General features: G+C 57.1%; 6 protein-coding genes. All 6 read right to left on the reverse strand.

The window, feature by feature from the left end; translation table 11 throughout:
• Window positions 1–14: 14 nt before the first annotated feature.
• The gene (fhuB, locus tag KGP16_RS21455) at window positions 15–2003 is read right to left on the reverse strand and encodes a Fe(3+)-hydroxamate ABC transporter permease FhuB (protein ID WP_223500307.1); all 1989 of its coding nucleotides are present in this window, start codon (window positions 2001–2003) and stop codon (window positions 15–17) included.
• A complete protein-coding gene (fhuD, locus tag KGP16_RS21460) occupies window positions 2000–2905 on the reverse strand; it encodes a Fe(3+)-hydroxamate ABC transporter substrate-binding protein FhuD (protein ID WP_223500309.1) in 906 nt (301 codons plus the stop codon). The genes fhuB and fhuD overlap by 4 nt, the downstream gene beginning before the upstream one ends.
• Window positions 2905–3702, reverse strand: a complete 798-nt coding sequence (gene fhuC / locus KGP16_RS21465; RefSeq protein WP_223500310.1) for a Fe3+-hydroxamate ABC transporter ATP-binding protein FhuC — start codon at window positions 3700–3702, stop codon at window positions 2905–2907. The genes fhuD and fhuC overlap by 1 nt, the downstream gene beginning before the upstream one ends.
• A 47-nt stretch (window positions 3703–3749) precedes the next feature.
• On the reverse strand, window positions 3750–5951 hold the full coding sequence (gene fhuA, locus KGP16_RS21470; RefSeq protein ID WP_223500312.1) for a ferrichrome porin FhuA: 2202 nt from the start codon (window positions 5949–5951) through the stop codon (window positions 3750–3752).
• Window positions 5952–6207: 256 nt separating this feature from the next.
• The gene (gene mrcB, locus KGP16_RS21475; protein ID WP_223500314.1) at window positions 6208–8709 is read right to left on the reverse strand and encodes a bifunctional glycosyl transferase/transpeptidase; all 2502 of its coding nucleotides are present in this window, start codon (window positions 8707–8709) and stop codon (window positions 6208–6210) included.
• Between the two features lie 220 nt (window positions 8710–8929).
• Window positions 8930–11380: an ATP-dependent helicase HrpB gene (gene hrpB, locus KGP16_RS21480; RefSeq protein ID WP_223501554.1), complete on the reverse strand. Its 2451-nt coding sequence runs from the start codon at window positions 11378–11380 to the stop codon at window positions 8930–8932.
• Between the last annotated feature and the right edge of the window lie 47 nt (window positions 11381–11427).

Raw genomic sequence — 11427 nt, forward strand, 5'->3', positions numbered from 1 at the left:
GTAACCGAGATAATCTACGAAGTTTGCTTACGCAGCAGATAGACAAAGTACGGTGCGCCAATAAAGGTCGCCAGCAGCCCAGCAGGGATTTGGTAAGGGAACATCACCATCCGGCCACACCAGTCCGCAAACACCATCAGCAGGCCGCCTAGCAGCACAGCAATCACCATCTGGGGCAGCGCCCGGCGGAATCCCAACATACGGGCCATATGCGGTGCCATCAGGCCAATAAAACTCAGCGGCCCGACGGTTAGCGTCGCCATCGCCGTCAGCGTTGCCGCCAGCAGCAAAATGCTCATCCTGGTCGGCGTCAGAGCAATCCCTACGGAACGTGCTGTAGCGCCGCCCAACGGCAGAATTGTCAGCCAACGTCTGCACAGTGGGGCCAACACTATCAACACGCCAGCAATCGCCGCCGTACGTATTGCCTGCGGAGCATCCACCGAGTAGGTAGAACCGGAAAGCCACACCAACAGCCCCCCCATACGGGGATCGCCACTGGCCAACAGCAGGAAAATGGTCGTGCTAAAGGCGGTGCTGAGGGCGATCCCCGCCAACAGCATGCGTTCGGTAGAGAATCCGCCGCGCCCAGCCGCAATCATGATGATCAACAGCGTAGCCGCCGCCCCCAGACTCCCGGCGGGTAACAGCCACATAAAAGCATCACCAGGGACGATAAACAGCATCATCACCACGCCGAAAGCCGCGCCGGAACTGATCCCCAGCACTTCCGGGCTGGACATCGGGTTACCGGTCAGTTTCTGGATCAGCGTTCCGGCTACCGCCAGCATCATCCCGGCCGCCAGGGCAGAAACCACTCGTGGCCAGCGCCAAGGCATCAGCGCCTGTAATTCACCGCCTACGCTCCAGTGCCAGCCGTGGGGGTTTTGCCCAAACATCAGCGCCACCGCAATCCCGGCCAATAGTAAAACGCTCCCCAGCAGGATCCATATCGGCAAGTTGCCACGTTCGACAGGCACTTTGTCGCCTAAGTCCATCGGCGGAGGGGTTGCGCTGCTGCGTAAGCGTGGTAACAACCAAAGCAGCAACGGCGCACCAATCAGTGCCGTCGCCGCACCGGTCGGGATTTCACGCCATACCAACGTCAGCCAGATCATCACCTGATCGGTCAACCACAGCAGCAATGCCCCCAATAGTGGAGCCAACATCATGCGGTGGACCAAACGGCGAGCTCCCAGCATCTTGGCCATCAACGGGGCAAATAGGCCGATAAAACCGATCACGCCGACCGCATTGACCAACATGGCGCTGAACACAATCGCCACCGCCAACGCGGCAAAGCGCGACATTGCCAGGCCCAGGCCCAGATTACGTGCCACACCGTCGTCCAGCCCTAACAGCGTTAATGGGCGGATCAATAACGCGGCCAGTACGGCAACCAGCAGCAAGCGCGGCAGGATAAACTGCACCGTCCCCCAATCCTGCTGATTTAGCGCTCCGGTGCTCCACAGGAACAGGCCTTGCAACCGATCGTAATTGAACAACGCCAGCAAGCTATTGACTGCCCCGCAGTACAGGCCAAGTACCAGACCGGCCAGAATCAACGTCACGGGCGACATCCGTTTGCCCCAGGCAACGCCGAACACCAGCCCGCCGACCGCAATGGCTCCGACCATCGCCGCCAGCTGTTGGGTCAATTCGCCCCCAGGCAGCATCCACAGCGTGGCAATCGTCAAGCCTAACTGAGCTCCGGCAGCCACGCCGAGCGTGGCAGGTTCCGCCAAAGGATTGCGTAATACCTGCTGAAACAGTACGCCGACCAATCCCAGTCCGGCCCCCACCAGCAACGACACTGACAGGCGTGGCAACAGGCTGTAGTGGAACAACATCTGGTCGACATTGTCGATATCTGGCTGTACCAACGCCTGCGACCACTGGCTCCACGTCAGTTGATGCAACAGGTTGAAGAGCGTCAGGCTACCCGCCGCGGCCAGCAATAACAGGATCAGCGCTATCGGCAAGATACGCAGGCGTGTACTCATGAGCGAGTCTCCTGCGCCTGCTCCAGCAAGCGGCAAAAACGCATGGCCGACAGCGTGGCGCCGTAGAACCACACCGCAGGCACCTGCCGCAGTTGGCCCTGGCGGATAAACGGTAAGGCCTGCCACAACGGCGTCTTGCTGACCTTATCCATCATGGCTTGATTATCGTGATCGAGATAAATCGCTCGCGCATTTTTTATTGCCGCCAGACGTTCGATCCCCACCACCGAGGTCCCCCAGAAGTTGGTTTCCCCCTGCCAGGCATTCTCGATGCCTAGCTGATCCATCACTTCCTGAAACAGGCTCTTCTGGCCGATCACCAATACGTGCCGAGGATCGAGCAAAGAAAACAGCAGCAGCGGCTGTTGCCGATACCCCGCCAGGCGGTTACGCGCCTCCCGCATAAACGCATCAAACTGTTGCAGATGCTGGGTAGCCCGCGTTTCCAGACCTATCCGCTGTGCCAATTGCAGCAACGAGTTTTTGCCCACGGTGAGCGGTCTACCGCTGCCGTCGTTAAAGCCAAACTCCATCGTCGGGCCGATAGGCTGCAGTTTTTGTGGCGTAGGGCCATAGCCTTTGGAAAGCAGGATCAGAGAAGGTTTGAGCTGTTGCAACAGCTCCAGATTAGGTTCGGTACGTTGACCGACGTCGATCACCGAGTCCGGCAACCGAGGATCTTGTACCCACAGGTTGTAGTTGTGGATATCGGCCACCGCCTGCGGCATCACGCCCAGTGCGATCAGTAGCTCGACCGGTAGCCACTCCAATGCCGCGATACGGGTGATATCGGGTAAACCTGTCGCACGCGACGGTAAAGAAAACAACAGAGGCGATAACGCCATCGCCGTTAATAAACGCCGGCGCAGCGGGTCATGATGAAAATCGGCAGAGATAGACATTAATAAACGAAGCTCACTGGTGCACCGCCACTTGGATGCGGCAATATGCCCATCGGGATGCCGTAGATCTGTTCCAGCACCGGCCCTTGCATCAGTTCGAGCGATGACCCTTGGGCAATCATTTCGCCGCCGCGTAACGCCACCAGATGGTCGCAATAACGAGCCGCCATGTTGATGTCATGCAGCACTGCAATCACCGTCAAGCCGCGCTCGTGGCTCAGGCGTTGGATCAACGCCAGCACTTCAACCTGATGGGCAATATCCAACGCCGAGGTCGGTTCATCCAGCAATAGACAACGGCTATCCTGCGCGACCATCATCGCCAGCCAGGCCCGTTGACGTTCACCGCCGGAGAGGCTGTCTACCAGGCGGTTGGCAAAGGATTTGAGCCCCACCAGCCCGATCGCCTCTTCTACCAGCTCGCGATCGCCGACCTTGAAACGGCCTAACGCGCCGTGCCACGGGTAGCGCCCGATGGCGACCAGTTCGCGCACCGTCATCCCTTCCGCTGCTGGCAATTGCTGCGGCAGGTAGGCCACTTGACGAGCAAAAGCTTTGCTGTCCCATTGGCCCAGCGGTTGCCCGTTAAGCAGCACCTGGCCGGAGGTAGGATTTTGGTGACGACCGAGGATTTTCAGCAACGTGGATTTGCCGGAGCCATTATGCCCAATCAATCCACACACTTTGCCTTGAGGAAAGGCCAATGATAGCGGCTGTAACAACACCCGCCCTGGCACGGCAAAGCTAACACGGTCGAGCTGGAACGTAGCATCGCGATTAAGGTGTTTATCCTGCATAGGCCCTGCTTGGCAGGGAGCGACCAAAGGCCGCTCCCGTTAGCCGATTAGAAACTGAAGGTTGCCGTGGCGACCACTTGACGTTCTGCCCCCCAGAAACAGCCATAGGTGGCGAAACAGCTAGAGACATACTCTTTATCAAACAGGTTGTTAACGTTAAGCGCTACGGAAGAACCTGGCAGGTTGAAGCGCGCCAAATCATACTTGATCACGGTATTCCACACGGTGTAGTCCGGCACTTTGAAGGTGTTGGCTTCGTCACCATAGGTTGAGCCGGTATAACGCACACCCGCGCCCAGCGTCAAACCACTCAATGCGGTTTCATGGAAGGTATAATCTCCCCACAGCGAGGCCATATGCTTAGGAATGATCGCTGGCGTATTGCCCTGGTTGGTGGTGTCTTCGGTGTATTCAGCATCGGTATAGGTATAGGACGCCAGCAGGTTGACGTTAGCCGTCAGCGCCGCTTTGCCTTCCAACTCTACGCCGCGAGAGCGGATCTCCCCGGTTTGCTGTTGGAACCAACCTTTATCGGCATGCTCAACATCCGTGACCAGGTTATTTGACTTGGTCAGTTGGTAGATGGCAATGGTGGCAGAGACGGGGCGATCTTTTGGCATGTACTTCACGCCAGCTTCATACTGTTCGCCTTTGGAAGGCACGAAGGCTTTGCCGTCATAACCTGCGCCTACGTTCGGCTCGAAGGATTGTGCATAGCTGACATACGGCGAGATGCCGTTGTCGAACAGATAGTTCAGGCCAATACGATTGGTTGACTGGTGGTCTTTCTGCTCGCTATAAGGCACCGTTGCCGTTTCGGTGCGATCTTCGACGGTGCTCTTAGCCCAGTCGTAACGCGTACCGGCCGTCAGGATCCATTGGTTCCACTCGGCCTGTTCCTGCAGGTAAATCCCCGTCTGCCGTTGGCCATTGACCTTACTGGTTGGATTTAACGCACCCTTGGTATAATTCCCAAACTGCGGGTTGGCCAGATCCAGTGGACTGGCCACTCCCCAACCGCCCTGAATATCATTGCTCATACGCATAAAGTCTACGCCAGCCAGCAGCGTATGATCCACGCGGCCAGTGGCAAACCTGGCCTGGCCCTGAGTATCGACGCTGAAGTTATTCAGGCGTTCATCCGAAGCGATATAGTTACGGTTCAGAGTGGTGTTATCGGCGTTTACACCGGTGCCATAGATATTGTTCTGGTTGGTGTGCAGCTGCATATAGCGCAGGTTCTGGCGTACGGTCCAGGTGTCATCGAAATCATGAGAGAAGCTGTAACCAAACATCCGCGTCTGGCGCGAATAGAAGTTACTCTTTTCACCTTCGTTGAAGCTGGTTGGCAGTTTGCCATAAGGCGCGTTGACCACCGTTCCCTGCATCGGCAACCAGCCGTAGTAGCCAAGGTTAGGATCGTTTTGCAGGTAAGAATACAGCGTCAGGTTGGTATGCTCATCAGGCTGCCAACTGAATGAAGGCGCAATGGTATAGCGTTTTTCCTTGGCCATCTCCTGCTGAGCATCTGCGTCTTTGGCCAACCCGGTCAGGCGGAAGGAATACTTGCCGTCATCATCCAACGCATTGCTGAAATCAAAGCCAGTCTGGAACAGGTTATCTGTCCCCATTTTAAATTGGATTTCTTTCAGCGGTTCCGTGGTTGGGCGCTTGCTGATCAGCGAAATAATCCCACCAGGGCTGCTTTTACCGTAAAGCACGGAAGAAGGCCCGCGCAGCACTTCGGCCCGCTCCAGGAAATAAGGATCGATTACGGCTTCGTTAAAATAGTCGCCTTGCAGCTTCAAACCGTCCAGATAGATATTCTGGTTGACCGAGCCAAAACCACGAATATAAACCGCATCATAGACGTTGGAACTACCACGGCTGCCTACCATTACACCTGGGGTGAAGCCTAACGCTTCTTTCACCGAGGAAGGCTGCATAACGTCCATTTGTTCACGCGTAACCACAGACACCGATTGAGGGGTCTTCACCAGCGGCGTATCCGTTTTGGTGCCGGTCGCGCTGCGTTTCGCCACGATGGTGCCAACTGGGCCCCAGGCGTTTTCCTGTGAAGCACCACCGTTGCCGCCCCCTACCACCGTAATAGTATCGGCATCCGCAACAGCCGTCGTCTGAGCAGCAACTGCAGGCAAGCTTAGCGTAGCCGCGATCGTGGCAGCCAAAATGCTTACGGGGAACAAGCCTGATTTGGCCGGTAATGAGGAATGACGCTGGGTCGGCATGTCTGGTTTCTCTGATGTGGTTTGATAACGAATGTGAACGATAATAATTATTATAAGCGCGGCATTTTATGCAGAAGGCTAATGGAACTGCAAGCGTATTTCGGCCGTAAAAAGGCTATGGGATTGGCATGGTAACCGTATTAACAGCGTGGAAATAAAACCAACAACAGAGAAAGGAAAGCCCGTAACAGAACGCTACGGGCTTGATAACACAGTAAAATCAAATGGTAAAAATGCTTAACATAACGGCTGGGGTTTATTTGCCAAACATATCTTTTATCCAGCCAGCAACGCCGTCGGCATCTTTCTGTTCGCCGGCTTGCTGTTGTTGAGTTTGTTGCTGCTCGGCCTGGCTTGCCTGGCATAGCCCCTGTGGGTTTTCAGTCCAAACCGGGATGGTGCGCCAACTGCTGCCACCACAGATAAAGTTACCGGCCGAATCAATACCCATCTGGCTAATGCCTTCCGGCTGTTGCAGCTTCAGCACCAGCGGCGTCTGGTTTTCCAGATAGCGGCGATACAGCGTCAAGGCACCGTTGGCACCGGTCAGCTTGGCCGGGCCGTTATTGTCACGCCCTACCCAGGCAATCGCCACTTCCTTACCGTCGATACCGGCAAACCAACTGTCACGCAGATCGTTAGTGGTACCGGTTTTAGCGGCCAGGTTGTAATTAGGGAACTTGACCGACAGCGAACGGGAAGTCCCGCGTGCCACACCCTGCTGCATCGCATACAGCGTCAGGTAAGCCGCCTGCGCTGGCACCATACGTTCCGCCTGCGGGAAGCTCTGATACAACGCTGTACCGTCTTCCGCAATCACCGAACGCACGGCAGACAGCGGCGCACGGTTACCCCCGCTGGCAATGGTCTGGTATTCCTGTGCCACTTCCATCGGCGTCAGGCCGATGGCCCCCAGCAACATGGAAGGCATCGGAGTGATCGCCGATTTAGGAATACCCAACTTTTGCAGGGTAGCGCTAATTTGATCCAACCCCACCGACATGCCCAGATTGACCGTTGGCACGTTGAGCGAGTTGGCCAACGCATCCACCAGCATCACCCGACCGCGGAACTGGCGATCGTAGTTATTCGGCTGCCACGAGCTGCCGTTCGGCAGTTTGATCGACAACGGCTGATCCGCCAGCCAGGTATTGAGCCGATACTTATCCGGTTCCGACAGCGCGGTCAGATAGGTTGGCGGCTTGGCCAGTGACCCTACCAGACGGCGCGCCTGCAGCGCACGGTTGAAGCCGGCAAACTGAGGATCGGCCCCCCCCACCATGGCACGAACCTCTCCGGTAAAGCGATCGACAATCACCATCGCCGCTTCCAGATCGTTCAGATGACGCGCCGCACGCAGCGCCGGGATACCGTCTTCCACTGCTTTCTCGGCCGCATCCTGTGAAACCGGATCCAGCGTAGTGAAGATCTTCACGCCGGAAAGATCGTTAACCTTGTCACCCAGCTTGGCCTGCAACTCCTGACGCACCAGCTGCATAAACGCAGGCTGCGGTGAGATCACCCCACCTTTCGGCTGTACGCCCAGCGGACGAGCGCTCAGCATGTTATACAGCTCAGCGTCGATCACTCCCTGGTTCTGTAACAGCTTGAGCACCAGGTTACGGCGCTCCAGCGCCAACTTTGGGTTACGCCAAGGGTTATACAGCGAGGCCCCTTTTACCATGCCCACCAGTAGCGCCTGTTGATCCAGACTCAGTTCATCGACCGGGCGACCAAAGTAGTACAGGCTGGCCAACGGGAAGCCGCGGATCTGATCGCTACCGCTCTGGCCGAGATACACCTCGTTCAGATACAGCTCCAGAATACGGTCTTTGCTATAACGGTAATCCATCAGCAAGGCCATGTAGGCTTCGTTAAGCTTACGCCACAGCGAACGCTCGTTGGTCAGGAACAGGTTTTTTACCAGTTGCTGAGTCAAGGTACTGCCGCCCTGCACCGCACGCCCGGCGGTCAGGTTGGCCACCACCGCACGGCCAATGGAGTAGAAGCTGATACCATCATGCTCGTAAAAATGACGATCTTCGGTAGCGATTAGCGTGTCGACCAGCAAGTCTGGGAAACCAGAACGCGGAACAAACAGGCGTTGCTCGCCATTCGGCGATTGCAGCATGGTGATCAGGCGCGGATCGAGGCGGAAGAAGCCAAAGTTACGCTGATTCTCCATGTTGACGATTTTCGCCAGACTATTGTTTTGGAAATCGAGGCGGGCGTGGATCTGGCCTTCTTTGCCATCCGGGAAGTCAAACGGGCGGCGCAGCATCTCGATGCTGTTGGCCTGCACGGTAAACTCCCCTGGCCGGGTCATACGGCTGACCTGGCGATATTGCATCCCTTCCAGCAGGGCGACCATTTCCTTTTTGCTATACGGCATGCCCGGCTCAAGGTTAACCATGCGGCCATACACCGCCGCCGGTAACTGCCAGACTTTGCCATCGATGCGGCTACGGATCTGGGAATCCAGATAAACCCCGTAGATCGCCAGCAGCACCGCAATCACCAGGAACAGTTTTATCAGCAGGCCGAGCCAACGGCGCTTTTTACGCGGCGACTTCGCTTTTACCTTGGGCGGCATGCGTTGTTCCTCTTCGTCGTCATCGTACTCATCATCGTCATACTCATCCTGATACTCGTCTTCTTCATAATCGTCGTCACGTTGACGACGCGCCGCTTTACGCGGCTGATTACGTTTTGGTTGTTTGCCTTTGCGCCCGATGGGCTCGCGGTCATCCCCAGCCATTGCGGTTCTTCTCCACGCTTGCTGCAATTTATACCCTATGGATTTCAAGCTGCGGCTAGGCGACAAACCATCTCATCCCCAGGAGCTTACTTTTGGGTAAGTGACTGGGGTGAGATAGTGCAGGTAACAACGCTGCAGCTTGAAAGACGACGGGTCCGTTATTTTGTCGCTTAATCTGTGCCTATGTTGCTGGGCTGAACAGAAGAAACATCTGAATTCGTTACTGGTATTTCTTGGTGCGCCTGGTGGGGGCGGTATTGGCCGGATCGTCTGGCCATACGTGCTTGGGATAGCGCCCCTTCATTTCCTTTTGCACCTCGCGGTACGCCCCTTGCCAGAAGGCGGCCAGATCGCCGGTGATCTGCAATGGCCGGTGCGCCGGAGAGAGTAACTCAAGCACCACCGGGATGCGACCCTCAGCCAACGTTGGGCTACGCTGTTCACCAAACATCTCCTGTAAACGCACTGCCAATACCGGCGGTTTATCGGCATCGTAGCGGATCGGCAAGCGGCTACCGGTCGGCACAGCATAATGAGTTGGCAGGGCATTATCCAGCCGTTGCTTTTGCTGCCAGTTTAACCGGCGGGCCAAGGCTTCAGCGATATTGACCTGCTTTAATCCACGCAGATCGCGTACGCCGCTCAATGACGGTAGCAACCAGCTGTCCAGGGTGTCGAGCAACGTATCGTCATCTACCGGCGGCCAGTCGGCCTCTGGCAACCAACGTTGGGCACAGTGTAAACGCAGGCGCAATTGTTCGGCAGCGGTGTCCCAATTAAGTACCGCCAATCCCTGGGCGCGGACCCAATTTATCAGTGCCTGTTGCAGTTCCTCTTCCGCCGGTTTGGCCAGCGGCTGAGCCCGCAGCGTTAAGCGGCCAATCTGTTGGCGCTTCCAGGCCCGCAGGGTGCCCTTTTCTTCATCCCACTCGACGGCGGTCTGGCTGCTGACAATCTCGGGCAACCGAGCGACCAACGCATCAATTTCAATCGGTAACGCCAGCAGGATACGGGCATCCGGGCTGTTATGGCCTTGCAACAGGCTGGGAATAATCAACCAGGGAGCCCTGGAGAGCGCTTCATCCTGAGCCATCGCTGCGCCCAAACCATTGGCCAACAGATAGCGTCCATCCTGCCCACGCCGTTGGGCGATACGATCGGCAAAAGCCTGCGCTAACAGAGGAGCGGCCAGATCGGCATCAATCTGCCCACTTTTCTGCGGTAAGCGCTTACTCAGTTGCGCCGCCCGGCGTTGCCAATGCGGCTGCGGACGGCTCAGCCAATAGCCGATATCCATCTGCCCGCTGCGTGGCGGTTCCTCCAGCAAAGCGGACAACATCGCCGCCGTGGCTAATCCATCGGGTCCCATCTTGGCGCCAGCGCATAGCATGGCAGCCAGTCTGGGTTCACACCCCAACCCGGCCATTTGGCGACCAATGGTTGTGAGCTTCTCGCCGTCATCGATAGCTGCCAGTGTATGCAATAAACGGCGAGCGGCGGCTAATGCGGCCAACGGTGGCCGATCGAGCCAGGTAAGTTGATCCACATCCACACAGCCCCATTGCAACAGCTCCAGCCAGAAGCTGGCCAGATCGCTTTGCAGGATCTCCGGTTCAGCATGTTCTGCAGCGCGCTCCGCCTGCTCTTTGGCAAACAGATGCCAGCAAATTCCAGGTTCCAAACGCCCAGCACGCCCGGCGCGTTGGATCATCGAAGCCTGGCTGATGCGTTGGGTAACCAATCGCGTCAGGCCATTACGGACGTCATAACGCGCTACGCGCTCCAGCCCGCTGTCGACGACCAGGCGGATGCCTTCAATGGTCAAGCTGGTTTCCGCAATATTGGTCGCCAACACCACTTTGCGCCGCCCGTGCTGCGCCGGTTGGATCGCCTTTTGCTGCTGTGCCAACGGCAATGCGCCATACAGCGGGCAGAGATCGGTATCCGCTGGCACTTCGCCAATGAGCCGTTCCTGCACGCGATTAATCTCCGCCACGCCGGGTAAGAATAACAACAGCGAACCTGATTGCTCAGCCAACAGACGCTTCACCGCCGAGGCAACGCCATCCTCCAACCGTTGATGGCTTGGCAAAGGTTGGTACTGCCGTTCAACCGGGTAGCTACGCCCTTCCGACACCACCACCGGCGCTTGCGGCAGCAGTTGCGACAGCCGCGCATTATCCAGCGTCGCCGACATGATCAGCAGTTTCAGATCGTCACGCAGGCCCTGTTGCACATCCAGCAGCAGGGCCAAGGCCAAATCGGCCTGTAAACTACGCTCGTGGAATTCATCAAGAATAATCAGCGAGACGCCCTGCAGTTCGGCGTCCTGCTGCAACATGCGGGTTAGAATGCCCTCGGTCACCACCTCCAGCCGCGTCTGTGGCCCGCTTTTGCTCTCGGCACGCATGCGATAGCCCACGGTCTGGCCTGGTTCTTCACCCAACTGTTGCGCCAAGCGATACGCGACGTTTTTTGCCGCCAGCCGCCGTGGCTCCAGCATGATGATACGCCCCGGCAGCCCGGCGTTTGCCAGGATCTGCAACGGCAGCCAGGTGGATTTCCCGGCACCGGTGGGGGCATGCAACAACACCTGCGGGGCAGATTGCAGTGCGGCAAGCAGCTCATCAAGAACCGCGCTGACGGGCAGTGAGGACACAAAACTCTCCATGGGGTAGTTAATGGACAGCGCACATTGTAGCATTAGGCTCAGCATTT

It is taken from the genome of Serratia sp. JSRIV006, from assembly GCF_019968685.1.
GTDB classification, from domain to species: domain Bacteria; phylum Pseudomonadota; class Gammaproteobacteria; order Enterobacterales; family Enterobacteriaceae; genus Chania; species Chania fonticola_B.

Coding starts and splice junctions, on each gene's coding strand:
- fhuA (WP_223500312.1), bottom strand. CDS start 5,951: ATGCCGACCCAGCGTCATTCCTCATTACCGGCCAAATCAGGCTTGTTC.
- hrpB (WP_223501554.1), bottom strand. CDS start 11,380: ATGGAGAGTTTTGTGTCCTCACTGCCCGTCAGCGCGGTTCTTGATGAG.
- fhuB (WP_223500307.1), bottom strand. CDS start 2,003: ATGAGTACACGCCTGCGTATCTTGCCGATAGCGCTGATCCTGTTATTG.
- fhuC (WP_223500310.1), bottom strand. CDS start 3,702: ATGCAGGATAAACACCTTAATCGCGATGCTACGTTCCAGCTCGACCGT.
- fhuD (WP_223500309.1), bottom strand. CDS start 2,905: ATGTCTATCTCTGCCGATTTTCATCATGACCCGCTGCGCCGGCGTTTA.
- mrcB (WP_223500314.1), bottom strand. CDS start 8,709: ATGGCTGGGGATGACCGCGAGCCCATCGGGCGCAAAGGCAAACAACCA.